The organism is Haloferax sp. Atlit-109R, assembly GCF_003665865.1.
Taxonomy (GTDB): Archaea; Halobacteriota; Halobacteria; order Halobacteriales; family Haloferacaceae; genus Haloferax; species Haloferax volcanii.
Genome location: NZ_QPLO01000002.1, coordinates 1,269,873 through 1,293,259, shown reverse-complemented (window position 1 = coordinate 1,293,259; position 23,387 = coordinate 1,269,873). Strand labels below are relative to the sequence as shown.

Annotated in this window: 21 protein-coding genes; 7 read left to right on the top strand and 14 right to left on the bottom strand. The window is 65.1% G+C overall.

Annotated elements, in window-relative coordinates; translation table 11 throughout:
* Positions 1-116: 116 nt before the first annotated feature.
* The 6 genes from xacK to DVK03_RS14985 form a co-directional block, all read right to left on the bottom strand.
* The gene (gene xacK, locus DVK03_RS15015; RefSeq protein WP_115803589.1) at positions 117-1,268 is read right to left on the bottom strand and encodes a xylose/arabinose ABC transporter ATP-binding protein XacK; all 1,152 of its coding nucleotides are present in this window, start codon (positions 1,266-1,268) and stop codon (positions 117-119) included.
* 2 nt (positions 1,269-1,270) lie between these two features.
* A complete protein-coding gene (gene xacJ / locus DVK03_RS15010) occupies positions 1,271-2,434 on the bottom strand; it encodes a xylose/arabinose ABC transporter ATP-binding protein XacJ (RefSeq protein WP_115803590.1) in 1,164 nt (387 codons plus the stop codon).
* A 3-nt stretch (positions 2,435-2,437) separates the two neighbouring features.
* Positions 2,438-3,367 carry a xylose/arabinose ABC transporter permease XacI gene (gene xacI / locus DVK03_RS15005; protein WP_004061770.1) on the bottom strand — a complete coding sequence of 310 codons (930 nt, stop codon included), beginning with the start codon at positions 3,365-3,367 and terminating at the stop codon, positions 2,438-2,440.
* Between the two features lie 2 nt (positions 3,368-3,369).
* Positions 3,370-4,323 (bottom strand): xylose/arabinose ABC transporter permease XacH, encoded by a 954-nt coding sequence (xacH, locus tag DVK03_RS15000; protein ID WP_004061772.1) that lies wholly within the window; start codon positions 4,321-4,323, stop codon positions 3,370-3,372.
* A 54-nt stretch (positions 4,324-4,377) separates the two neighbouring features.
* Positions 4,378-5,694 carry an ABC transporter substrate-binding protein gene (locus DVK03_RS14995; RefSeq protein WP_006600028.1) on the bottom strand — a complete coding sequence of 439 codons (1,317 nt, stop codon included), beginning with the start codon at positions 5,692-5,694 and terminating at the stop codon, positions 4,378-4,380.
* Between the two features lie 319 nt (positions 5,695-6,013).
* Positions 6,014-6,778 carry an L-arabinose 1-dehydrogenase gene (locus DVK03_RS14985; protein ID WP_115803591.1) on the bottom strand — a complete coding sequence of 255 codons (765 nt, stop codon included), beginning with the start codon at positions 6,776-6,778 and terminating at the stop codon, positions 6,014-6,016.
* 99 nt (positions 6,779-6,877) lie between these two features.
* Here DVK03_RS14985 and DVK03_RS14980 point away from each other — a divergent pair, with 99 nt between their 5' ends.
* Both DVK03_RS14980 and xacC read left to right on the top strand, forming a co-directional pair.
* Positions 6,878-7,639: an SDR family oxidoreductase gene (locus DVK03_RS14980; RefSeq protein ID WP_004061776.1), complete on the top strand. Its 762-nt coding sequence runs from the start codon at positions 6,878-6,880 to the stop codon at positions 7,637-7,639.
* A gap of 141 nt (positions 7,640-7,780) precedes the next feature.
* On the top strand, positions 7,781-8,656 hold the full coding sequence (gene xacC, locus DVK03_RS14975; protein WP_115803592.1) for a pentonolactonase XacC: 876 nt from the start codon (positions 7,781-7,783) through the stop codon (positions 8,654-8,656).
* 24 nt (positions 8,657-8,680) lie between these two features.
* Here xacC and DVK03_RS14970 read toward each other — a convergent pair whose 3' ends face one another.
* The 4 genes from DVK03_RS14970 to DVK03_RS14955 all read right to left on the bottom strand — a co-directional run bounded on the left by DVK03_RS14970 (position 8,681) and on the right by DVK03_RS14955 (position 13,344).
* On the bottom strand, positions 8,681-9,658 hold the full coding sequence (locus DVK03_RS14970) for a D-xylose 1-dehydrogenase (RefSeq protein WP_004061781.1): 978 nt from the start codon (positions 9,656-9,658) through the stop codon (positions 8,681-8,683).
* A 60-nt stretch (positions 9,659-9,718) separates the two neighbouring features.
* Positions 9,719-10,906, bottom strand: coding sequence for a D-xylose 1-dehydrogenase (locus DVK03_RS14965; RefSeq protein ID WP_115803593.1), 1,188 nt, complete (start codon positions 10,904-10,906; stop codon positions 9,719-9,721).
* On the bottom strand, positions 10,903-11,772 hold the full coding sequence (locus DVK03_RS14960) for a fumarylacetoacetate hydrolase family protein (protein WP_006600031.1): 870 nt from the start codon (positions 11,770-11,772) through the stop codon (positions 10,903-10,905). Before DVK03_RS14960 ends, DVK03_RS14965 begins: the two co-directional genes overlap by 4 nt.
* 798 nt (positions 11,773-12,570) lie before the next feature.
* Entirely contained in the window at positions 12,571-13,344 is a 774-nt protein-coding gene (locus DVK03_RS14955) for an SDR family NAD(P)-dependent oxidoreductase (RefSeq protein WP_115803594.1), read from the bottom strand.
* Positions 13,345-13,442: 98 nt separating this feature from the next.
* On the opposite strand from DVK03_RS14955, the gene DVK03_RS14950 reads away from it, so the two are divergent.
* From DVK03_RS14950 to DVK03_RS14930, 5 genes are all read left to right on the top strand, one after another.
* Positions 13,443-14,483: a zinc-binding dehydrogenase gene (locus DVK03_RS14950; protein WP_115803595.1), complete on the top strand. Its 1,041-nt coding sequence runs from the start codon at positions 13,443-13,445 to the stop codon at positions 14,481-14,483.
* Between the two features lie 461 nt (positions 14,484-14,944).
* A complete protein-coding gene (locus tag DVK03_RS14945) occupies positions 14,945-15,808 on the top strand; it encodes a ParA family protein (protein WP_004041136.1) in 864 nt (287 codons plus the stop codon).
* Positions 15,805-16,227, top strand: a complete 423-nt coding sequence (locus DVK03_RS14940; protein WP_115803596.1) for a hypothetical protein — start codon at positions 15,805-15,807, stop codon at positions 16,225-16,227. The genes DVK03_RS14945 and DVK03_RS14940 overlap by 4 nt, the downstream gene beginning before the upstream one ends.
* 155 nt (positions 16,228-16,382) lie before the next feature.
* Complete coding sequence (locus DVK03_RS14935) at positions 16,383-16,613, top strand: AbrB/MazE/SpoVT family DNA-binding domain-containing protein (protein ID WP_004061804.1); 231 nt, start codon at positions 16,383-16,385, stop codon at positions 16,611-16,613.
* On the top strand, positions 16,614-16,988 hold the full coding sequence (locus DVK03_RS14930) for a PIN domain-containing protein (RefSeq protein ID WP_115803597.1): 375 nt from the start codon (positions 16,614-16,616) through the stop codon (positions 16,986-16,988).
* Positions 16,989-17,157: 169 nt separating this feature from the next.
* Here the strand turns inward: DVK03_RS14930 and DVK03_RS14925 are convergent, their stop codons facing one another.
* The 4 genes from DVK03_RS14925 to solA all read right to left on the bottom strand — a co-directional run bounded on the left by DVK03_RS14925 (position 17,158) and on the right by solA (position 23,267).
* A complete protein-coding gene (locus DVK03_RS14925) occupies positions 17,158-19,671 on the bottom strand; it encodes an FAD-dependent oxidoreductase (protein WP_115803598.1) in 2,514 nt (837 codons plus the stop codon).
* A 213-nt stretch (positions 19,672-19,884) separates the two neighbouring features.
* Positions 19,885-20,043: a hypothetical protein gene (locus tag DVK03_RS20130; protein WP_004041141.1), complete on the bottom strand. Its 159-nt coding sequence runs from the start codon at positions 20,041-20,043 to the stop codon at positions 19,885-19,887.
* Between the two features lie 36 nt (positions 20,044-20,079).
* The gene (locus tag DVK03_RS14920; protein WP_115803599.1) at positions 20,080-21,834 is read right to left on the bottom strand and encodes a BCCT family transporter; all 1,755 of its coding nucleotides are present in this window, start codon (positions 21,832-21,834) and stop codon (positions 20,080-20,082) included.
* Between the two features lie 290 nt (positions 21,835-22,124).
* Positions 22,125-23,267: an N-methyl-L-tryptophan oxidase gene (gene solA, locus DVK03_RS14915; protein WP_115803600.1), complete on the bottom strand. Its 1,143-nt coding sequence runs from the start codon at positions 23,265-23,267 to the stop codon at positions 22,125-22,127.
* Positions 23,268-23,387: the final 120 nt, after the last annotated feature.

Sequence of the window (23,387 nt, the reverse complement as noted above, 5' to 3'; positions counted from 1 at the left end):
GAGTTCGAGACCGGAGCGACGCGACTCGCGGTTGCAGTCGCGACGCTGACGGCAGATAACCTGACGGCTGACAGCGGCGCGCGAACCGCGGACGAAAAGGAAACCGCGGTGACCGGTCAGTTCGAGACGAACGCGTCGATGGCGCGGTTCGACGGGAGCTCTCGGTTCTTCAGCGCGTCGCCGGTCTCCCCGTCGAACAGGTGAATCGCGTCTTCGGGGAACGAGACGGTCGTGCGGTCGCCCGCTTCGACTCTCGACTGTCCGGTGGTGGTCGCGGTGAACTGGGTCCCCTCGTCCCCGTCGACGAATCGCAGGTGGACGGCGTTCTCGTTCCCCTGCGGCTCGACGACGACGACTTCGGCGTCGAAGGTGCGCTGGCCGGAGCGCCGCTCGCCAACGGTAACGTCCTCGGGTCGGATGCCGAGCGTGAGGCCGCTCGCGCCGCCGAGTTGGTCTCTGGTCGCCCCCGAAAGCGGGTAGTCGAAGCCGTCGCCGCGGAAGGTGTCGCCCGAAAGCGACCCGTCGAAGAGATTCATCGACGGCTCGCCGATGAAGCCCGCGACGAACAGGTTGTTCGGCCGGTGATAACAGTCCAGCGGCGTGCCGACCTGCTGGAGTTCGCCGTCGTCGAGGACGGCGACGCGGTCGCCCATCGTCATCGCCTCGGTCTGGTCGTGGGTGACGTAGACGGTCGTCACGCCGAGTTCGCCTTGCAGGCGCTGGAGTTCGGTCCGCATCTCCGCCCGCAGTTTGGCGTCCAGATTGGACAACGGCTCGTCCATCAGGAACACTTCGGGGTCGCGCACGATTGCGCGTCCGAGGGCGACCCGTTGTTGCTGGCCGCCCGAAAGCTGTCCGGGCTTGCGGTCGAGCAGGTCGCTGATGCCGAGCATGTCGGTCGTCTCCTCGACCCGCTGGCGTATCTCGTCGTCCGGCAGGTCGGTCGACTCTTCGAGGCCGAACGACATGTTCCCGCGGACGCTCTTGTGCGGGTACAGCGCGTACGACTGGAACACCATCGCGATGTCCCGGTCCTGCGCGGACACGCCGTTGAGGACGCGGTCTTCGAGTCTGAGTTCGCCCTCGGTGACGGTTTCGAGCCCCGCCATCATCCGGAGCGTCGTGGATTTGCCGCAGCCCGAGGGGCCGACGAGCACGAGGAACTCCCCGTCGTCGATATCGAGCGATATCTCTTCGACGGCGACGATATCGCCGCCGCCCTCGTCGGTGTACACCTTCGTTACGTCGTCGAGTGTCAATCGTGCCATGGCTACTGTTCGAGTTGTGTGAAGTCGGCTTCCTGGTCGTGACGTCGGTTGTGCACCGCGGTTCCGGTCTCCGCGTCGAACAGGTGAATCTTGTCCGGCGGAATCGTCACCGTGACGCGGTCGCCCCGCGTGACGAGATGCATCCCCTCCGTGACCGCTTGCAGGGCGTCGTCGGCGGAGGGCTGGTCCGGGTGCGAGAGGTGGAGGACGTTCTGGTCGCCGTGGGGCTCCACGACGGTCACGCCCATCCGGAGTTCGTGGTCGCCGAGCGCGGCGTCGTCGGCGGTGTCGTCGGTCGTCGCGTCAACGACCTCGATGTCTTCCGGGCGAATCCCCAAGACGAGGTCCTCGCGGTCGCCGACGGACTCCAGCACGTCCGCGCCGAGCGGGTACGAGAAATGCTCGCCGACGAACGTCGACTCCGAGCGCGTCCCGCGGACGAGGTTTATCATCGGCTCGCCGATGAACTCCGCGACGAACAGATTGTTCGGCTCGTGGTAGCACTCGAAGGGCGAGGCCACCTGCTGGAGTTCGCCGTCGTCCATGACGGCGATACGGTCGGCCATCGTCATCGCCTCCGTCTGGTTGTGGGTGACGTAGACGGTCGTGACCGCGAGTTGGTCTTGCAGGTTCTGGAGTTCGGTCCGCATCTCCGCCCGCAGTTTGGCGTCCAGATTGGACAGCGGTTCGTCCATCAGGAACACCTCGGGGTCGCGCACGATAGCACGTCCGAGGGCGACCCGCTGTTGCTGGCCGCCCGAGAGTTCGTCGGGTTTTCGGTCGAGCAGGTCGGCGATGCCGAGCGTCTCCGCGACCTCGACGACGCGCTCGTCGCGTTCTTCAGACGTGTATCCCTCCTCTTCTTCCAGTCCGAACCGGATGTTCTGCCGGACGGTCATGTGGGGGTACAGCGCGTAGTCCTGAAACACCATCGCGATGTCGCGGTTCTGCGGGACGCGGTAGTTCATGTGGTCCCCGCCGATGTAGATGTCCCCGCTGGTCGGGGTCTCCAAGCCGGCGAGCATCCGGAGCGTCGTCGATTTGCCGCACCCCGAGGGACCGACGAGCACGAGGAACTCCTCGTCGTCGATGTCGAGCGAGAGGTCGTCGACGGCGACCGTGTCGCCGAAGCGCTTCGTCAGGTCGGTGAGTTGAATCTGTCCCATGGGTCAGGCCTCCGTGCGAAGTCCCTTCGCGAACTGTTCGGCGAACGCGACGTACAGGATGAGCGTCGGAACCGCCGCGAGGAACGCCGCGGACATCCTGATACCGAAGTCGATGCCGGAGGTCGACGCCCCGATTGCGGGCAGCACCAGCGTGACCGGTGCCGCGGGCGCGTCGGACCCGGTGACGAGCGTGAACGCGAAGAGGAACTCGTTGTAAATCTGCGTGAACTGGTAGATGAACACGACGCCGAACATCGGCTTCGAGATGGGCAGGATGACGCGCCGGTAGATCTTCGTGATGCTCGCGCCGTCGATTTTCCCGGCCTCAACGAGCGAGTTCGGGAGGCTCTGGTAGTACGACCGGAACAGTATCGTACAGATGGGAATCCCGTAGGCGATGTGGGTGATGACGAGCGGCACGAGTTCGGCGTGGTACCCCTGGAAGAAGGGTATCGACGCCACCATCGGCTCTAGCATCCGCGCGAGCGGGAAAATGTTGTTCCAGAAGCGCGCGAGCGGGACCAACACGGCCTGATAGGGGACGAAGACGCCGACGACGAACAGCATCAGCATACCCATCTGCGCCCGCCAGTTGACCATCGTGAGGCCGTAGGCTGCCATGCTCCCGAACAGGACGCTCCCGATGGTCGCCGGAATCGACATGATGAGCGAGTTGAAGAACGACCCCGAGAGCTGTTCGAGAGCGAACTGGATGTTCCCGAGGGTGAAACCCTCACCGACCGGCGGCGCGAAGGGAAGCGAGCGAGCGACCGACTCGTTCGTCTTGATGGCGGTCATGATTCCCGTCTCCAGCGGGACGAGGAAGAACCCGAGGAAGAACACGACGAGCGCGTACTGGGCGACGCGCCGGAGGTTCACGTCCTCGACGAGCGATGCGACGTCGAAGCTGCCTGTGGATGACGACTGTGACATGGTCAGAGACTCCCCTGTTTGTACTGGTAGTAGAGGTACGGTCCGATGACGCCGAGCGCCATGATGAGAAGCATGGTCGCGATGGCGGCCGAGTAGGCCCACTCACCGAACTTGAACGCGCGGCGAACCATGAGCGTCGCCAGGATGTCCGTCCCGTTCGGCGGGCGGTAGCGACCGACGAGGGCGTACAGGAAGGTGAAAGCCTTCAGCGCGAACACCATCAGCACGACGGCCGCGCTGACGGACGCCTCCTTCAGTTGCGGGACGATGATGCGGAGGTAGGTCCGAGTGATGCTCGCGCCGTCGACGCGGGCCGCCTCGAACTGGTCGTCGGGAATCGACTGGAGCCCCGCGAGGTAGACGACCATCGTGTACCCGCTGAACTGCCAGATGAGGGCGAATATCACCGCGCCGAGCGCGATTGATGGATTCCCCAACCAGTCCACCGGATTGAACCCGAGTGTCGTCACCACGAGGTTGAGGATGCCGCTTTCGACGTTGAACATCCAGAGCCACAGTTGCGCGGTGACGACGAACGAGAGGCTCATCGGGAGGAGATAGACCGTCTGGAACTTCTCGGAAAACCGGATGCCGTGGTCCAACAGGATTGCGAGGAACAGGCCGAGCACCAGACAGATAGTCGTAAAGCCTACGAGGAGGACCAGATTGTTCTGCGCGGCGGCGATGAACGCGTCGCTCGACAGCGCCTGTGCGTACATCTCCAAGTCGAGCGTGGAGTAATCGGGAGTCCCGAGACCCTCGTAGTCCGTAAACGAGATGGCGAAGTTGTAGCCGATACCACCGTAGACGGCGATGCTCATGAGGACGAACGGGATTCCCCAGTACGGCGCGGAGCGGACGAAGTCGCTGTTGAGGAAATACCGGAGTTTCGACTCCCACCCGACCGCCTCGTCAGTCGCGTCAGAAACGTGCTCCGTGTTATCGTGTGTAGCCATGGATATACCTATATTTTATTTGTGTATAATGAGGGTGAAGTTTCAGCCGAGGTCTCACTCCGAGACCGCTGCGACGAGCGCGTCGGCGGTGGCTTCGACGTTGAACGGCCCCATGAAGTTGTCGCCGAAGGCGGTCTTACACGCGCCCATCGTCTTGGGCGTGACGGCGAGTCCGTGGGCGATAGTCGGCGGGTACGCCTCCGAGTCGGTGAGGTCCTCGTAGGTCATCGCGAGGAAGTCGGTCAGTTCGCTCGGGTCGATGTCGGTGCGGAGCGGAACCGACCCCTTGGGGTTGTTGAAGGCGATTTGCGCCTCCTTCGTGCCGACGAACTTCTGCCACGCGATGGTCTCCTCGCGGCTCGGGTTGTTGCTCGGTGCGACGATTGAGTCGACGTGGTAGAAGTAGATACCTTCCGTTCCCGGGAACGGTATCCAGTCCCACTGCTCTTTGTAGTTGAAGCTATCGTCGGCGCGGAACATCCCGTACACCCAGTTGCCCTGATGGATGGTTGCCGCGTTCCCCGAGATGACCTTCTGGCCCGCCGTCGTGAAGCTGATGGACGAGGCGTCGGCGGTGATGTAGTTCTCGTTGATGGTCTTCAGCGCTTCGAGCGCCTCGACGACGGCCGCCCTGTCGGGGTTGCCTTCGATGAAGTTCGTGTACGCGTCGACGCCGCTCTGGCTCGTCAGAATCTGCGCCCAGAGTTGGAGATTCGTCCACGGCGCGACCATCGCCTGCGCCATCGGCGTCACGTCCGTGTTCTGGTCGATAGCTTCGAGCGCGTCGAGGAGCGCGTCGACGCTGTCGAGGCTCGACGCGTCGATGCCGGCCTCCTCGAACACGGCGGTGTTGTAAAACAGGTTGTTCATCCGGTGGGAGCCGATTGGGACCGCCGGCATCTGGTCGTTGAACTTACACAGTTCGACCGCGCGGGCCTGCATGGTGTCTTTGAACCCTTCGGCGTCCCACACGTCGGCTTCGAGGTCCATGAGCGCGCCCGAGTACCGTTCGAGGTTCTTGCCCGGCCAGTTGGCGAACGAACTCATCGGGTTGTTGTTCGCGAGTCGCCGGAGAATCGTCGCGTTGAGGTTCACGTTCGCGCTCGCGCCGACCGCCTGGAAGTTCGTATCCATCTCGGGATGCTCCTCCTCGAAGGCCTCGATGAGCGCGGTGACCGCCGCCTCGCCGTCGCCGCCGGCCCACCCGTGGAGCACTTCGAGCTGCGAGTCCCACGACCCACCGGAACTGCTCCCGCTCGTCTCGGTGTCGTCGGTGGAACCGCCGGAACCGTTCCCGTTTCCGCTCTCGGTGCTCTCCGTCTCGGTTCCGCCACCGCCGGTACACCCCGCGATACCAGCGGCCGCACCCACGGTCAGGGCCTTCAAATATTTTCGACGGTTTACACTTTCATCGCTACTGTCATGCTCGACCATGTAGTACCCATGTTATCTACCCACACATATAAGTTGTGGATAGCAGATGATGATATAAAAACAGTGGGTCCCAGCAACGCGCTTCGCGATGGATTCGCCCCGAAAACTACCGCGCGAGAACCTGAACGCTCCTTCGAGAGGCGAACGAGACGCCGTTCGGGGTCGTGCGTCGTCGCCCGCGACACCGACTCGCAGTAGCGGTGCGTCGGCATCGACGAACGTCACTCCACGGTCGCTCAGCCACCGCCCCGCTCGCTCACTCCACGACGGTCGCCGAGTTGTCTCGCGGGCGGTAGCCGATGGCGCGCATCGTCTCCGTGAGCGAGAGATATCGGTCGTCGTTCGCCGAGATGAGGTTGACCGCGAGCGGCGAATCGGGAAGCGACGCCTCGACGGCCCGGCGCATCCCCTGTTCGCAGTCGCCGGGGCTGAGCCACATCGCGCGGACGTAGCGCGCGACCGACTCCTCTTCGTCCATCTTCTCGCGGACCTCGTTGGCCGTCAGGAGCCATCCGATGCGGAGATTGAGCACTTCCAGTCCGTGTCGGTCCGCGTAGTAGTTGCCAAGCGCCTCACCGAACACCTTGCTCACGCCGTAGTACGAGTCGGGGCGCGGCGGGTCCGACACGCCGACCGCCTCGGCGTCGGCCGCCAGCGTCTCCGGTCGGGTCGCGTCCGCGATGTTGTACATCTGGTGGACGTGGTTCGTGCTGGCGAAGACGAGTCGGTCGATATCGGCCGCCAGCGCCGCCTCGTAGACGTTGTACGTGCCGCCGATGTTGACCTCGTAGACGCTGTCCCACGCCGCGTCGGGGTTCGGGTTGGCCGCGAGGTGGACGACGGTGTCGTGGCCCTCGAACGCCTCGGTCAGCGCGTCTTCGTCGCGCACGTCGAGGATGACGCTGTCGAGTCCCTCGCGCTCGCGATGCGTGATGGGCGTCACGTCGTGGTCCGACGCCAGCGCTTCGACCGTGACTCTCCCGACGTTACCAGCCGCTCCGGTGACCGCAATACGTGCCATACGATGACAATCGACGGAAGTCTAATAAACGTGTTCCAAGCGTCCGTCGCCAGATTCCCGTGGGGAAACACGTATGCGGCAGGGTCACAATCACGGCGTATGGTCGACCGACCAACCGCCTTGGAAGACCCGCTCGACGGCCGGACGGCGCTCGTCACGGGTGCGAGTTCGGGAATCGGAGCGGCGACCGCGCGCGTGCTCGCCGAGGACGGCGCGGACGTGTGTCTCGCCGCCCGCAGAGTCGAACGACTGGAATCGCTCGCTGACGAGATTCGTGACGCCACGGACGCCGCCGTGAGCGTCGTGCCGACGGACGTGACCGACCCCGACGCGGTCCGGGCGCTCGTCGACGCGACCGTCGAGCGGTTCGGCTCGCTCGACATCGTCGTCTGCAACGCCGGCCTCGGCATCGACAAGCCGGTCGCGGAGCTGACCGACGAGGAGTACCGCCTGATGACCGGCGTCAACGTCGACGGGATGTTCTACACGGCCAGGGAGGCGCTTCCGCACCTCGAAGCGTCCGAGGGCAACCTCGTCTTCCTCGGGAGCATGTCGGGGAACCACCCGCGGCCGCACAACCCGGTGTACGCCGCGACGAAGTGGTGGGTCCGCGGGTTCGCGTCGAGCCTCCAAGGGGCCGTCGGCGAGGAGAACGTCGGCGTGACCTGCGTCAATCCGACCGAGGTTCGGACCGAGTTCGGCTCCGAGAGCGGCGAGACGCTCGAAGCGTCGTTCGAGGAGGGCGAAGTGACGGAGGCGATAGAGGTGGCCGACGCCATCGCCTACGCGGTCCGCCAGCGGTCACCGAACACGGTGCTGTCGCTCGACCTCTACCGACGCGACAAGCTCTCGCACTTCTGAGCGGCGGGCGCGGGGGTTCGGGGGTGCGACGGCACGGCGACACGGGGCGCGGTGGCGTAGCAGCACGGCGGCGCAGTGTCGGCGTGCCGCGCCCCGAACCCGAGGGAAGCGTATTTTGCGGTCGGTTCCGAACGGTTGCTCATGACCGTCACGAGAGTGGTCGACACGTCGTGCCGACTCGGCGAGGGTCCGGTCTGGCACCCCGACGAGAAGCGGCTGTACTGGGTAGACATCGAATCCGGGCGACTCCACCGCTACGACCCCGAGACCGGAGCGCACGACTGTCCGGTCGAAACGTCGGTCATCGCCGGCGTGACGATACAGCGCGACGGGTCGCTCCTAGCGTTCATGGACCGCGGTCGCGTCGGGCGCGTCGTCGACGGCGACCTCCGGGAAAGCGCGCGAATCGTCGACTCACCGACCCGGTTCAACGACGTCATCGCCGACCCCGCCGGGCGGGTGTTCTGCGGGACGATGCCGTCAGATACGGCGGGCGGGCGGCTGTTCCGCCTCGACACCGACGGAACGGTGACGACGGTCGAAACCGGCGTCGGAATCCCCAACGGGATGGGATTCACCCGCGACCGCGAGCGGTTCTACTTCACGGAAACCGAGGCGAGCACCGTCTATCGGTACGCCTACGACGAAGAGACGGGAGCCGTCTCGGCCCGCGAGCGGTTCGTCGAATCGCCGGAGACGCCGGGGCTACCGGACGGGATGACGGTCGATTCGACGGGGCACATCTGGTCGGCCCGCTGGGAGGGCGGCTGTGTGGTCGAGTACGACGCCGACGGCACCGAACTCGGCCGGTTCGACGTGCCGACGGAGAAGGTGACGAGCGTCGCCTTCGGCGGGCCGGACCTCGATTCGCTCTACGTGACGACCGCCGGCGGCGACGGGGACGGGAGCGCTGGCGAGGGCGACGAGAGCACCGGCGACGCTGCGGGCGCGCTGTTCCGCCTCGACGTGGCGGCGACCGGGCGGCCCGAGTTCCGCTCCGACGTTCGGTTGGGGTGAGTCGAAACGGACAGCGGCGGGCGGTCAGTCCAGCTCGACTGCGGCCCCGGTCTCGGCGCTCTCGTAAATCGCGTCGATGGTCCGCATGACCGACACGGATTCCTCGCGGTCGACGCGCGGCGTCTCGCCGGTCTCGACGGCGCGGGCGAACGCCTCGACCTCGCGGCGGTAGCTGTCTGTCGGGTCGAACGTCTCCGTGACGACGCGGCCGTCGGTCGCGTAAGTGAGTTCGGCCGCGGCCGTCGGGTCGACGTTGAACGCGGGGTTCGCCTCCAGCCAGCCGTCGGTGGTCTGGACGCGGTAGTACTGCGTCTCGGGCGTGTCGAACGACGATTCGACGCGGGCGGTCGCGCCGGAGTCGTACTCCAAGACGCCCGACATCCGGGTGTCGACGCCGCAGTCGCGCGTGTCGGTCGTGGTCGCGTACACCCGGTCGGGCGTCCCGAGGAAGAGTCGCGCCGCGCTGACGGCGTAGCAGCCCACGTCCATGACGCTCCCGCCGGCGAGGTCGGGGTCGATGCGGATGTCGTCGGCCCCGTCGGGCAGGCGGAACGAGAAGTTCGACGTGACAGAGACGACCGCGCCGAGCTCAGACGCGACGAGTTCCGCGGCCCGCTCGGTCAGCGGGTGGAACCGGTACATGAACGCCTCCATCAGCGTGACGCCCGCGTCCTCGCAGTAGTCGAAGACGGCGGCCGTCTCGTCGGCGCTGGCGGTCAGCGGCTTCTCGCAGAGGACGTGCAGCCCGCGGTCGGCGGCCGCGCGAACCCAGTCGGCGTGGAGGCCGTTGGGGAGCGGGATGTAAACCGCGTCGAGGGAGTCGTCGGCCAACAGCGCCTCGTAGCTGCCGTAGGCGGTGGGGATGCCGAGTTCGTCGGCGACGGCGCTCGCCCGCGCCTCGTCGCGGGACGCGATGGCGGCCGCCTCGTGCTCGCTCGCCTGCACCGCGGGGATGACCGATTTGACGCCGATGCCTGCCGTGCCGAGGATGCCGAACTTCATGCGGGGAACTGCGGGAAACCCGATAATAAAACTGCGGGCGACGACGCGCCGAATCGAGTCCTACGTCCCGTCGGAATCGGGGTCGGCGTCGTGGTTGGCGGCGGCAGCGTCGGCGGAATCGGAGTCGGCGGAATCGGAGTCGGCGGAATCGGAGTCGGCGGCGTCGACGGCGACATCGGTCCCGCGCTCCGCCGCGGCGTAAATCGCGTCCATCGCGCGCATGTCCACGAGCGCGTGGTCGCCGTCGGGCGCGGGGTCGGAATCCGACAGGAGCCGGGACGCGAAGTAGTCGAACTCCTCCGTCATCTGGTTTACCTGCTCGAAGTCGTAGTCGGCGGACTGGTCCCCCCACGACAGTCGGAATCCCCGCTTTTGGCGGTTGTAGAACGCGGGCTCGATTTCGAGTTCGCCCTCGGTGCCGGTCACCCGGAGGTGGCTCGACTGGTAAGCCGACTGGCTGGCGGTGCAGACCGCGAGCGTGCCGTCGTCGAAGTCGACGCCGAAACTGACGTGCTCGTCGCCGACGGCCTCGAACGCCTCGTCGTCGACGCGGGCGGTCGCCCTGACGCGGACGGGGTCGGCGTCGAGGACGAACCGGGCGGTGTTCAGCGGGTAGAGCCCGATGTCCATGACGGTCGCGCCGCCGGAGAGTTCGGGGTCGAGCCGCCACTGGTCGGGGTCGGGGACGACCTCGTCGAGCAGGCGCTGGGACATGTGGCCGTGGACGAACACCGGCTCGCCGATGACGCCGGCCTCGACGAGTTCGCGGGCGCGCCGGACGGCCGGCTCGGTCTGCATCCGATAGGCGACCATCAGGGGCACGTCGGCGCGGTCGCAGGCGGCGACGAGCTTTTCGGCCCGCTCGACCGACGCTTCCAGCGGTTTCTCGCAGAGGACCGCCTTCCCCAACTCGGCGGCGGTTTCGACGTACGGGAGATGCAGACCGTTCGGCGTGACGACGTACACCGCGTCGTAGGCGTCGGCGGCGACCCCCTCGTGGAACTCGTCGTAGGTGAGGCCGTGGGTTATCGACTCGGTCAACGCGGTCGCGCCCTCGGCTTTCTCCTTCGAACTGCTGACGACGACCGTCGTCTCGCAGAACTCGGACGCCTCGACCGCGGGAATCGCCTCGTCGCAGGTCCACCAGCCGAGGCCGATCATGGCGACCCGCACGGTGCCCGTCACGTCGTCTCCCTGCCAGTCGCGGCGCGTGAACTCCTCGACGATGTCGGTGGGGGCGGGGCTCATACGGTGGTGACGGAGTTCGAGAGGGTTCCGATACCCTCGATAGTGATGTCGACGTGGTCACCCTCTTGAAGGTCGAACGGCTGTTCGGGGACGAGCGACGTGCCCGTCAGGATGACCGCCAGTTCGGGCACCGTGTTGTGTCGCGTGAAGTACGACACGAGTTCGTCGCAGCTGCGGACCATCTCGCTGGTGTTCGTGGCGTCGTCGTAGATGACTTCGCCGTCGCGCTCGATAGTCATGCTCATCTCCAACTCGTGGGGGTCCTCCACGTCTTCGGGCGTCACCACACACGGGCCGATGGAACAACAGCGGTCGTACACTTTCGCCTGTGGGAGATACAGCGGGTTTTCGCCCTCTATCGACCGACTACTCACGTCGTTGCCGACGGTGTAACCGACGATTTCCCCCCGGCGAAGCACGATACCCAGTTCGGGCTCCGGCACGTCCCATTCGGAGTCGCCTCTGACGCCGATGGCGTCGCCCGGTTCGACGGTCCGAGACGGCGTGGCCTTGAAGAAAACCTCCGGCCGGTCGGCGTCGTACACGTCGAAGTACATATCGGGCATGGAACTCTCCTCCTCGCGCGCTTGCTCGCTTATCTGGTAGGTGACGCCCGCGGCCCAGATTTCCTCGGCGTCGACGGGGACCGTCGCGTGCCGGTCGACGAACGCGTCGTCGACCACGTCGGCGTCCTCGGTCAGTTCGGCGGCGAGTCGGTCGACCGAGGTCCGGGCGATACTCGCCACCCGAGCCAAGTCACCGAACGTCCGAAGGTCCGCGTCGGCGCTCGTGAGGTCGTACGTCGTGGAGTCGCGGCCTGCCGTGAGACGACGCTCTCCCGACACCGCTAGCTGGTGGTAATGCATTCAGTATCCTCATTACCAGCGATTGTAATAAAAGTACGTCCCGGTATGGGCGGCGCGGCGCGGGGCAATGCAGAAAACCCCGAGACGTCGGCGGGTTCGGTCTCGAACTCCCGGCCGAGTGTAGTTCGCTCGCCCGTTGACGACGAGCGCCGACGAGCGCGAGATGACAGGCAGAAGAGGCGACACGAGCCCGACGCGTGTGACGTAGAGAGACACACGAATTCCCAGTAACAGAACACGCCGAGTCGGCGGGTCGAATCGGCAACGCGGCGACGAGACGGCCGTGTCGGAGCCCACGAGTGCGAACTGACGACCCACACCGGTGTCGTCGAAAACGACCACCGAGAGAGACAAGTCGACTATTACGGCTCGTCTCGGCCGATAATCAGGAACGAGTGGGTCGAGAGTTCGCCAGACACTCCCGTTTTCTATCACAGAATTCAATCACAGCACGCACGAACGAGAGAGTCCGGGAACAGCCCACGCGACGTGCGGTGCGCCGGTTTTAGATTACACGCATACGCTTGTAATCCAGGCGGTCGACACCGGGAAGCGGGGCGGGGTTCCCGAGAGTCCGGAGCAAGAGCGAACGCGGGGGACGAGTCACTCGGCCTCGCACCTTCGTTCCCTATTACAGAACGATTGTCCAGCAGTCTCCGGCGTCTGCCGGCGGCAAACCCGTCGGAAGCGACATCGAAACTCCCGTCGGGAGGGGCTAGCGCGCGCTCACGAGAGCGCGTCGATGGCGAAACGGGAGACGAGAGACGGGAGACGGGAGACGGGAGACGAAAGACGGGGTTAGAACGCGCTGTCCGCGAACCCGCCGTCGACGGTGACGACCTCACCAGTCACGAACGAAGACGCGTCGCTCGCGAGGAAGACCGCCGCGCCGACGATTTCCTCCCGTTCCGCGACTCTGCCGAGCGGCGTTCGCTCGTCGATTCGCTCGCGCTTTTCGGTCCCTTCGGCGTAGGTGTCGGCGTTCTGCGGCGTGATGACGAAGCCCGGTGCGATGGCGTTGACGCGTATCTCGGGGGCAAGTTCCTTCGCGGACGCGCGGGTGAACGCCTCGACGCCGCCCTTCGCCGCCGAGTAGGCGGGGAGGTTCGCCATCGAGAGCCGCGCGGCCAACGAGGAGATGTTGATAATCGACCCGCCGTCGGCGACGGCCGGGACCAGCTCCTGCGTCACGCGGCGGACGCCCCCGAGCGCGATGTCGGTGACGTGGTCCCACGCGTCGTCGTCGATGTCGCGGACCGTCTCGCGGGATATCGCGCCCTGCGAGGCGACGACCACGTCGACGCCGCCGAACTCCTCGACGGCGCGCTCGCGGACGCGTTCGAGCGAGGCCGGGTCCGTCACGTCGCAGGTCTCCCGAACCGCGTTCGCTCCCAGTTCCTCGATAGCGTCGGCCGTCTCGTCGACCGCCGACTCGCGTCGGCTGGTTGCGAGGACGTCCGCGCCCTCGCTGGCGAATCCGAGGGCGATTGCCTGACCGATACCGCTCGTCCCGCCGACGACGACGACGCGCTTGTCACTGACGGAGACTGGCGTGTGCTCGTATGCGACCATGGTCTCAGTCCGCACGGTGCCGACATGATAGTTGCGGAACGCGCGACGGGAGTGCCGCATGCAATACGTTTTTACCGACCCGTGCCACATGTGCTCTCATGCGAGGACTTGCCAAAGTAGAGCGTAGCTCCGGCGCTATGGAGTTCGTCGAGCGACAGAAACCGAAACCGGGTGCCGGAGAGGTGCTCGTAGAGGTCGACTACGCCGGCCTCTGCGGGAGCGACGCGGGAATCTACGAGTTCGAATCCGCCTTCGAGCGGATGGAGCTGCCGACGGTCATCGGCCACGAGTACGCCGGGCGCGTGGTCGAAGTCGGCGACGGCGTGACGGAGTTCGGCGTCGGCGACCGCGTGGTCGAACGACCGATTCGCGGCTGCGGCGAGTGTTATCAGTGTCGCATCGGCGAGGAGAACGTCTGCCAGGACGCGGTCATCACCGGCGTCGACCACGACGGCGCGTACGAGCGGTTCATCGCCGTCCCGGAGCGCGCCCTCCACCCGATTCCCGACGACGTGAAACAGCAGCACGCCGCGGTCGCGGAGCCGACGAGCATCGCCGCGCGCGCCGTCATCGAGAACTCCCGGGTCGGCGCGGGCGACCGCGTGTTGGTCGAAGGCCCCGGGCCAATCGGTCTGCTCACGGCCCAAGTCGCGGCCGCGCAGGGCGGCACCGTCGTCGTCTCCGGCGTGGGACAGGACGCCGACTATCGCCTCCCGCTCGCGGAGGAACTCGGCTTCGAGACGGTCAACGTCGCCGACGACGACACCGAGGCGCGCCGCGAGCGCCACACCGGCGGCGTCGGCTACGACGTGGTGTTCGACACGACCGGCCACCCCTCGGGGCTCACGACGGCCGTCGACGAGGTCCGCAAGGGCGGCCAAATCGTCCTCGTCGGCCAGACCGGCGAGACGTCGATGCCCTACTCCCCGCTCGTTCGGGCCGAAATCGACCTCCAGTGTTCGTACGCCTCGATGTACGAGGACTTCGAGCGCTCCTTCCGACTGATTCGCGACAGCGACGTGGACTGCGAGACGTTCGTCGACACCCGGTTTTCGCTGTTCGAAGCCGACGAAGCCTTCGAGACGTTCATCGAAGGCGGGACGTGCAAGCCGGTGTTCGATATCTCGGAGTTGGCGTAGGAGGGATTTCGGGCGGGCGAGCGCCAGCCCTCTGGACACCATTAGTTCCTACAATATACAATACTACCACCGGGCTCTATACAGAAGTTTTGAAGTTAGAACAGGGAAAAATAGATTATCCAAGTTATTACCTTACGTTAGATATATAATGTACCTGTATATCAGATATCGCAGATATAATTCAAGTTGGTATATTCGGAAGGAGAAATAGAGTCGAGACCCCCTTAAGAACCACTATATAGGCATTCTAAAGTATTTTAACCATGGTAGTATTGTATTTTTTGTCCAATAATAACTGCCGAGAGGAGAACCGACAACGACCACACGACAGTCCTGAGAGGATATCTTTAGATAATTTAGATAATTTAGATTGTCTAAGATGGGCGAGTTTCTCGGAGTGCCGAGATAACCATAATTATTTCAACTACGCCGAGAATCTCGATAGTACGGATATCCCCATCATGTCACGTGCAGTCAGCGTCTGTCTCCTCAAAGGCGGTATCGGCAAGTCGACGACCTCCATCAACCTCGCCCGCGAACTCGCACACCGGGGAAGCGACGTGCTGCTCGTCGACCTCGACCCGAACGGACACACCACGACGGGTCTCGGGTTCGGAGAAGAGTTCTACTCGGAGGCACATCTCGGAGACGTGCTCCTCGACGACGCCGAGTTGGAGCCGCGAGAGCTCATCTTGGAGACCGGGTTCGAAATCGACCTCCTCCCCTCGAACGACCGCATCGAACAGGTCGAATCCGACCTCGGCGGCGTGATGATGGGGTCGGCGCGGCTCAAACAGCGCGTCATCGACCCGCTTCTCGGGGACGACTACGACTACGTCGTCGTGGACTGCCCCGCGGCGCGCGGGAAACTCAACGACAACGCGCTGTACGCCACGCAGAACCTCGTGTTGCCGATGCGCCCCGAATCGGGCGCGCTCTCGGGGCTCGAAAAGACCGTCAAGCGACTCATCACGCCCGCGCGCGAGCACTTCGACCTCGAAATCCTCGCGGTCGTGCCGACCGACCTGCGGGACCGAATCGACCACGACCGCCCGACGAGACGGCTCGTGGAGGCGCTCGTCTCGAAGCCGAACATCGCCTCGAAGCTCCCGAACTTCGCGTACACCGACCCGGACGTGTTCGAGGCCATCGACGACGGCGAGTGGGACGGCGACCTGCCGAAGCCGGGGATTCGGCATCGGTCGGCCATCGACGCGTCGATTCGGGAGCACATGCCGCTGCGGGACTACGACAGCACCTGCGACCAGTTGGCGTGCTACGACGAACTCGCGCAAATCGTCGAAGAAGGCGAGGTGGCCCGATGAGCGAAGACCCCTTCGGCGACCTCGACGCCGCGATGGGAAGCGGCGAGACCGACTCCGGGCCAGAGCCGGAATCCGAACCAGCGGACGAAGACGCCGGCACCGACGACGCGGTCGAATCGGACGACGAGGCAGCGACGGAATCCGCGTCCGCCGAACCCGTCGACCCCCGCGAGCGCCCCGCCTTCGAGTTCGACGAGACCGTCCACAAGGCGCTGTACGTGCTCGAAGCGGTCGCCGACGAGTTCGACGACATCATCACCTACGACGTGGAGCGCGAACTGACCCGCGACCACGGCCTCAAGGGCGTCACGAAGAGCGAACTCCACAACGCCGCGCTCGCCGTGGCGACCGAACACCCCGAAGAAATCGTCGAGCGCGTCCTCGAACAGCGCGGCGTCGACGACGAAGATTCCGAATAATTCGGATAATCCGAGTCTGTCGGAACTCGGAGCACCGGACAGAAGTCGAGTAGCACCGACAACGGGAGCAGTCGGGAACGAGAGCGTTCTATCCGAGTGGGTGGCAAATCGGGTTATGGGGAAAACTCTTCTTTCTACCCATCGTAGTAGACCGTATGTCCGAAGCGACGCTGGACGGTCGCGGACGCCTCACGCTCCCTAAAGAGGTCAGAGAGCGGTACGGCGAACACTACCACATCGTCCAACTGCACGACGGTATCAAGCTGATTCCAATCGAAGACGACCCGCTCGATGCGCTCCGCTCCGAGTTCGCGGACGTCGAGAAGACGGCCGAAGAACTCCGTCGCGGAGCGCGGAACGCGGCGCTCGACGAGGCCGGCCGCTGAATGTACGCCGAGACGGACTTCCTATTGGCGCTCATCAAAGACGAAGACTGGCTGGACGACGCCGCAGAGGCGGTCTACCGAAACCATCGAGACGAACTGTGGACGTCGCAGTTCACGCTCATCGAACTCCTCATGGTCGCGTACCGAGAAGAGCGGGACACGGAGCGGGTCATCACGAACGTCGCCGCGCTGTTGGAAGTGCGCGGGGACGTAGATACGGTTCTCACGGCCGCGACCTACGTCGAAGACCACGGGTTCACACCCTTCGATGCGCTCCATCTCGTCGAATCCGATGGCGACACTATCGTTTCGAGCGACGAGACGTACGAGTCGTTTGCCCCGCGGCTCGACCTGAAGACCGTCGAAGACGAGTGACAGCGGGAGGATAGGTATTTTTCAGACAGTCCCGATTCCCAACAAATCTGCCGAGTTCAGCACGGCCTCGGCGGACAATCGGTGACTGCGGTTCGACAGCGCCGATAAATTGAGGGGGAGGCAGAGGCGGAGACGGTGGCGGAGGCGGTGACGCGACGAAATCCAGCGTTCACCGAATCATCTTGTCGCGGTCGGGGTCGAAAAGCGGCCCGGACCGGACCGTCGCGGGGTGAGCGTCACCCTCGTACCGGATTTCGACGTCCTGCCCCGAGCTGGCGTACTCCTCGGGGAGGTAGGCGTACGCGATGCCGGCGTCGATGGTGTAGCCGTAGTCGGCCCGACAGCAGTAGCCGACGACCTCGTCGTCGACGAACACCGGGTGGCCCGCGTCGACGACGGCTTCCTCCTCGTCGAGCGTTATCGGGACGATTCGGTCGCTCGGGCTGTCGTCGTTTTTGTCCGCCACGAGCGCCGCCTTCCCGACGAAGTCGGTGTCGAGGTCGACCGCGAAGCCGATGCCGGCCTCGTACGGGTTGTGTTCGGGCGTGAGGTCCGTCCCCCACAGGCGGAATCCCTTCTCCATGCTCGTCGAGTCGAGCGCGGCCCAGCCGACGGGCGCGATGTCGTACTCCTCGCCGGCCTCGCGAATCGCGTCCCAGAGCTGGCTTCCGTACTCGGTCGGGGCGTAGATTTCCCAGCCGAGTTCGCCGGCGTACGAGAGTCGGAGCATCGTCACGGGGATGCTACCGAGGTAGGTCTCCTGTGCGGAGTAGAACGGGAACTCGTCGTTCGAGAGGTCGGCCTCGACGAGGTCCGAAAGCACCTTCCGGGAGTCGGGTCCGAAGACGCCGATACCGGTCCGACTGGAGACGTGTGCGGTCACGTCGACGGAGCCGTCGTCGGGCGCGTGCTCTGTGACCCACCGCGAGTGGAGCGTCGCCGAGCTTCCGCCCCCGGTGAACAGCACGAACCGCTCGTCGCCGAGGCGGGCGACGGTCAGATCGGCGAGTACGCCGCCGTCCTCGTTGAGCATCGCGGAGTAGCGCATCCGGCCCGGCGTGACGTCCATGTCGTTCGTCAGGAGCCCTTGCAGGAACTCAAGCGCGCCTGGGCCCGACACTTCGATGGGCGTGAACGTCGTCATGTCGACCATGCCGACTTTCTCGCGGAGATGCTGGTGTTCCGCGCCCTGGACCTTCGACCAGTTCTGCGAGAGCCAGTCGGGGCGGTCCGGCACGTCGTACGTTTCGAGGAGCGTCTCGTTGGACTCGTACCACTGCGGGACCTCCCAGCCGTCGCTGTCGTAGAACTCCGCGCCGAGGTCGGCCTGCCGGTCGTAAAACGGGCTCCGGCGGAGCGCGCGCTGTCCGTCCGGCTGTTCGCGCGGGTGGACGAGTTGGTACACCTCGCGGTACTGCTGCGCGCCGCGCCCGTAGGTGTACTCTCGGCTGCCCGTGTGCGACTGGAACCGGGAGACGTGCGCGCCGGAGGCGTTGACGCGGGAGCCGTCGAGCCGCGGCGTCCCGTCTTCCATCCAGCTGGCGACGATGTCGCCCGCGCCGCCGGACTGCGTGACCCAGACGGCGAGCGCCCACCAGAGACCCTCGGTGTCCTCGTCCGGCCCGAGGATGGGCATGCCGTCGGGCGTGAACGAGAACATGCCGTTGATGGCGGAGGTCCACTCGCAGTCCTCGAAGCCGGGGACGAGTTCGCTGGCGGCGTCGAACGCCGACCGGTCGTGGTCCGGGTGGGTGTTCTCGTAGAAATGCTCCTCCGTGAACTCCCGGAGCGACGGGTATTCGAGTCCGAGGTCGTCGAGCTTGTCGGGCCCGTAGATGTCCGCCGGGTCGACCAGCAGCGACTCGTGGTTGTACGAGCCGATGCCGTAGCGCTCGCCGTGCTGGCGGTAGTACAGCGAGTGGTCCTGATGCCGGAGGAGCGGCTGTTCGATTTCGCGCTCTGCGCCTTCGAGCTCGTCCAGTTCGTCGGAGACGAGATACTGGTGCGCGCAGGGGACGAGCGGGATGTCCGTGCCGACCATCTCGCCGAACAGCGGCCCCCAGATGTTCGTGGCGACGAGCACCTCGTCGGCCTCGATGCGGCCGTGTTCGGTTTCGACCGCGTCGACGCTGCCGTCGGTGGTGTCGATGTCCGTGACCTCGGTGTGGCCGTAGAACTCGACGCCCGCCTCGCGCGCCTCCTCCGCCATCGACTCGGCGGCGCTGACGGCGTCGGCCTTCCCGTCCGAGGGGACGTAGTAGCCGCCGTAGATGACGTCGGCGTTTATCTGCGGGACGCGCGATTCGACCTCCTCGGGCGTGAGGAGTTGGCCCTCGTCGATGCCGTAGGACTGACCCCACTCGCGCTTGCGTTTGAGGAAGTCCCAGCGGTCTTCGGTGTAGGCGACTTCGATGCCGCCGCACGTCCGGAAGTCACCGAACCCGTCGTAGAGGTCGCGCGTGTACGACGCCATCTCCGTCATCAGCTTGTTCCCGGCCGTCTGGAACACGAGTCCGGGGGCGTGAGAGGTCGACCCCCCGGTCTCGAACAGCGGACCCCGGTCGAGGACGACGACGTCTTCGCGACCCGACTCGGCGAGGTGATACGCCGCGCTACAACCGACACAGCCGGCCCCGACGACGACCGTTCCGGCGCGTTCGGGAAACGTAGACCATGTGTTCATGTACCAAACAGTAGTGACTGCGGCCTTCGGATATCTCTCCGGGTCCACTATCTGAGGTGTATAGATACCGGGGGGTGACGAGGGAGGGGCCTCACCACGGGTGCGTCGCGTGGTCCGACGAGAATCAGCGTCAGAGAGCGACGAGTACACGCGCGGCGACGAAAGCCGTGCGCCGACGAGGAGCGCACTGACCGGAGTCACCCGCCGACGAAGTCACTCGCCGACGAGGTGCTTCTCTCTGAGGTAGATGACGAGACTGGCGCTCAGGAACGCGAGACCTGCGCCCCGTAGCTCACCGGCCGTCATCGCGAACAGTGCAACGACGAAAAGGAAGACCGCGAACGCCGCCGAAACGACAGCGAGCGCGTTCATCGATAGCGTCGAGTCATCGGTTCGGTGGCTCCGCGGTCAGTCGTCCGTCGTGCCGGGGTTCTGCCGGACGTTGGTCACGACTGACGTCCGAGAGCGACCGACGTCGATGTCGATGTCCTCGTCCGCCAAGTCCTCGATTCGCTCGGCGAACTCCTCGGATTGCAGGAGTTCGTACTCCTTGTCGAGGCCGAGATAGACCGTGTAGCACATGATGACGAGGACGACGGCGAACGGGAACCCCGTCGCGATGGCCGCCGTCTGGAGCGCGCCGAGACCCCCGCCGTAGAGGAGAAGCGACGCGACGAGGCCCTCGATGACCGCCCAGAAGATGCGTTGGGTCCGCGGCACGTTGTGCTTGCCGCCCGACGTGAGATGGTCGACGACGAGCGACCCCGAGTCCGAGGAGGTCACGAAGAACGTGACGATGAGCGTCACGGCGAGCAGCCCCGAGACGGCGCTGAACGGGAACTGTTCGAGGAGCGCGAACATGGCGACCGTCTGGCCGGCCTCGTTGTAGGTCGCGAGGACCGCGCCGTTACCCTGAAGCGAGTTGAACAGCGCGCTCCCGCCGAACGCCGAGAGCCAGACCGTCGAGAACAGCGACGGCAGGACGAACACGCCGAAGACGAACTCGCGGACCGTCCGCCCCTTCGAGATGCGCGCGACGAACATCCCGACGAACGGCGACCAAGCAATCCACCACGCCCAGTAGAACACCGTCCAAGCGTTGACGGTGGACGCGCCGTCGCCGAGCGTCCCGGTGAAGAACGCGAGCGAGAGGAAGTCGCTGAAGTAGTTCCCGAGGCCCTGCACCCACGCGCCGAAGATGCTCATCGTCGCGCCGGCGGCGAGCACGAACGTCAACAGCACGAACATCAGAAAGACGTTCACCGTGCTCAGACGCCGGATACCGCCTTCGAGGCCGGCCGCGACAGAGGCGGTAGCGATGAGTGTAATCACGGCGATGAGCGCGATTTGCATCCCGGTGTTGTTCGGAACGCTCAGGACGCCGAGCATGCTCCCGCCGAGGATGTACGACAGCCCGGTGTTTATCTGTGCGACCCCGAGGCCGAGCGACGTGGCGAGGCCGAACAGCGTCGCGAACACCGCCACGAGGTCGATGAGGTGGCCCGGCCAGCCGTAGATTCGCTCGCCGAGGAGCGGCCAGAAAATCGACCGGAACGTGAGCGGCAGCCCCCGATTGAACGAAAAGAACGCGAGTCCCAAGCCGACGAGGCCGTAGATGGCCCACGGGTGGAACCCCCAATGGAAGAACGTCTGCGTCATCGCGGCGATACCCGCACCGCCGGACCCGGCCTCGGCGTCGAAGAAGCCGGGGACGTTACTGAAGTAGTACAGCGGCTCCGAGACGCTGTAAAACATGAGCCCGATACCCATGCCCGCGCTGAACAGCATCGCCATCCACGAGAAGTCGCTGAACTCCTTTTCCGCCTCGACGCCGCCGAGGGTTATCTTTCCGTACTTACTCAGCGCGAAGTACGCCAAGACCACGATAAAGAGGTTCACCGACAGGAGGAAGAACCACCCGAAGTTCCCCTCGAAAAAGCCCCTGATACCCGAATAGACGCTCGCCGCCTGCTCACCGAGAATGAGCGTCGCAGCGACGAAGACGCCGATTATCAAGAGCGCGGCCGGGAAGACGACGGGATGGATATCGAACCCCAACCCCTGGATGTTTCTGTCACCGGGTTCGCGCTCCATATCGGGATAAAACAGGTCTTCCTGTAACTCGCTCGTCGACCGACCGGTCGAGTCGTTGCTATTCGCCATTCGATACAGCCTCCATTGACGACCGCCAGATGAATTCGTGTTCGGTCATATCGTTGTCCCCGCTTTGGGGCCACCCACTGTCACCGTCGAGAGACGACCCGCGTCGGATTCGACGCGTCCGCTCCGACCGTGACACGAGTCCACACCCCTCACGATTCAACCAACCCATTGGTGTTACACATCATAACAAGTCGGCTTCGATAATAGTGGCATTTATACGCAAATGAAGAAAACTTACGGAAGTTATATCGTCAAATCGGTTGACGAGCGGCAAGCTCGACCGCCCGTCGTCACTCGAACCGGTCGAGCGAGAACATATCGAGCGGCAGGTCGCTCTCGCCGTCGACGGCGAGGTCAGCGAGGATTTCGCCGATGACGCTGGCGAACTTGAAGCCGTGTCCCGAAAAGCCCGCGCCGACGGCGACCTGCGGGTGGTCCGGCAGCGTGTCGAGGATGAAGTGCTCGTCCGGCGAGTTCGTGAACATACACGTCGCGAGCGACATCGTCGGCCCCGCGGCCTCCGGGAAGTACTTCTCCGTGACATCACGGAGTATCGCCTCGTCGGCGCGGTTCGGCTCGCGGTCGAAGTCGTCGGGGTCGACCTCCTCGTCGCGGTGGTGGTACTTGCCGAGTTTGAACCCCGGCACGTCGTGGACCGGGAAGCCGTAGAACCGACCCTCGGGGACGCTGAGGTTCCAGACGGGGAACTCCTCGGGCGCGAACGTCGCCGGCGACTCGGGTTGGAACCACGCGAGCGCCTGTCGCTCGGGGATCGCGAGGCCGTCGAGCGCGTCAGCGAGTTTGTAGTTCCACGCGCCCGCGGCGAGCACGAGCGCGTCCGCGACGTACACGCCGCGGTCGGTGCGGACGCGCACGCCGCCGTCGTTCGTCTCCGCCCAGTCTTCGACCCGTTCGCGGGCGCGGATTTCGGCACCCCGGGCCTGTGCCGCTTCGGTATAGCCGATAATCGACTGCTCGGGGACGACGAACCCGCCGTCTTCCTGATAGACCGCGCGGTAGTCCTCGGGGAGTTCGTAGCCGGGGAATCGTTCGTTGACCTCCGCGCCGGTCAGCACCTCGTGCGGGATGTCGTGTTCCTCACAGGAGCGTTTCGAACCCGCGAACACGTCGTTGTCGACGGGGCCGGCGTCGATGGAGCCGGTTCGGTGGATGATATCGCGGCCGGTCTCGCCGGCGAGGTCGTCCCAGAGGTCGTACGCCCGCTCGATGAGCGGGACGTACGACGGGTGTTCGTAGTACGCGCGGCGGATGATGCGGGTGATGCCGTGGGACGACCCCTGCGAGTGAGGGATGTCGTAGCGTTCGAGACCGACGACGTCGAGGCCGCGGTCGGCGAGGTGGTACGCGGTCGCGCTCCCCATCCCGCCGACCCCGACGACGGCGACATCGTATCGGTCGTCGCGGACACTCATTGTGCCCGGCGGTTCGGAACGTCCCCCCTTGACTCTTGACCTGTATCACGGAGCCCCTTTTTCAGAGGAACGACGCTCGGCCCGCCGAGAGCGGCGCTCGCCGCCGAACGGCGGCCGCTC

Coding starts and splice junctions, on each gene's coding strand:
- DVK03_RS20130 (WP_004041141.1), bottom strand. CDS start 20,043: ATGAACGCGCTCGCTGTCGTTTCGGCGGCGTTCGCGGTCTTCCTTTTC.
- DVK03_RS14935 (WP_004061804.1), top strand. CDS start 16,383: ATGTCCGAAGCGACGCTGGACGGTCGCGGACGCCTCACGCTCCCTAAA.
- DVK03_RS14955 (WP_115803594.1), bottom strand. CDS start 13,344: ATGGTCGCATACGAGCACACGCCAGTCTCCGTCAGTGACAAGCGCGTC.
- DVK03_RS14925 (WP_115803598.1), bottom strand. CDS start 19,671: ATGAACACATGGTCTACGTTTCCCGAACGCGCCGGAACGGTCGTCGTC.
- DVK03_RS14945 (WP_004041136.1), top strand. CDS start 14,945: ATGTCACGTGCAGTCAGCGTCTGTCTCCTCAAAGGCGGTATCGGCAAG.
- solA (WP_115803600.1), bottom strand. CDS start 23,267: ATGAGTGTCCGCGACGACCGATACGATGTCGCCGTCGTCGGGGTCGGC.
- xacC (WP_115803592.1), top strand. CDS start 7,781: ATGACCGTCACGAGAGTGGTCGACACGTCGTGCCGACTCGGCGAGGGT.
- DVK03_RS14985 (WP_115803591.1), bottom strand. CDS start 6,778: ATGGCACGTATTGCGGTCACCGGAGCGGCTGGTAACGTCGGGAGAGTC.
- DVK03_RS14965 (WP_115803593.1), bottom strand. CDS start 10,906: ATGAGCCCCGCCCCCACCGACATCGTCGAGGAGTTCACGCGCCGCGAC.
- xacH (WP_004061772.1), bottom strand. CDS start 4,323: ATGGCTACACACGATAACACGGAGCACGTTTCTGACGCGACTGACGAG.
- DVK03_RS14950 (WP_115803595.1), top strand. CDS start 13,443: ATGCGAGGACTTGCCAAAGTAGAGCGTAGCTCCGGCGCTATGGAGTTC.
- DVK03_RS14960 (WP_006600031.1), bottom strand. CDS start 11,772: ATGCATTACCACCAGCTAGCGGTGTCGGGAGAGCGTCGTCTCACGGCA.
- DVK03_RS14970 (WP_004061781.1), bottom strand. CDS start 9,658: ATGAAGTTCGGCATCCTCGGCACGGCAGGCATCGGCGTCAAATCGGTC.
- xacI (WP_004061770.1), bottom strand. CDS start 3,367: ATGTCACAGTCGTCATCCACAGGCAGCTTCGACGTCGCATCGCTCGTC.
- DVK03_RS14920 (WP_115803599.1), bottom strand. CDS start 21,834: ATGGCGAATAGCAACGACTCGACCGGTCGGTCGACGAGCGAGTTACAG.
- DVK03_RS14930 (WP_115803597.1), top strand. CDS start 16,614: ATGTACGCCGAGACGGACTTCCTATTGGCGCTCATCAAAGACGAAGAC.
- xacK (WP_115803589.1), bottom strand. CDS start 1,268: ATGGCACGATTGACACTCGACGACGTAACGAAGGTGTACACCGACGAG.
- DVK03_RS14940 (WP_115803596.1), top strand. CDS start 15,805: ATGAGCGAAGACCCCTTCGGCGACCTCGACGCCGCGATGGGAAGCGGC.
- DVK03_RS14980 (WP_004061776.1), top strand. CDS start 6,878: ATGGTCGACCGACCAACCGCCTTGGAAGACCCGCTCGACGGCCGGACG.
- xacJ (WP_115803590.1), bottom strand. CDS start 2,434: ATGGGACAGATTCAACTCACCGACCTGACGAAGCGCTTCGGCGACACG.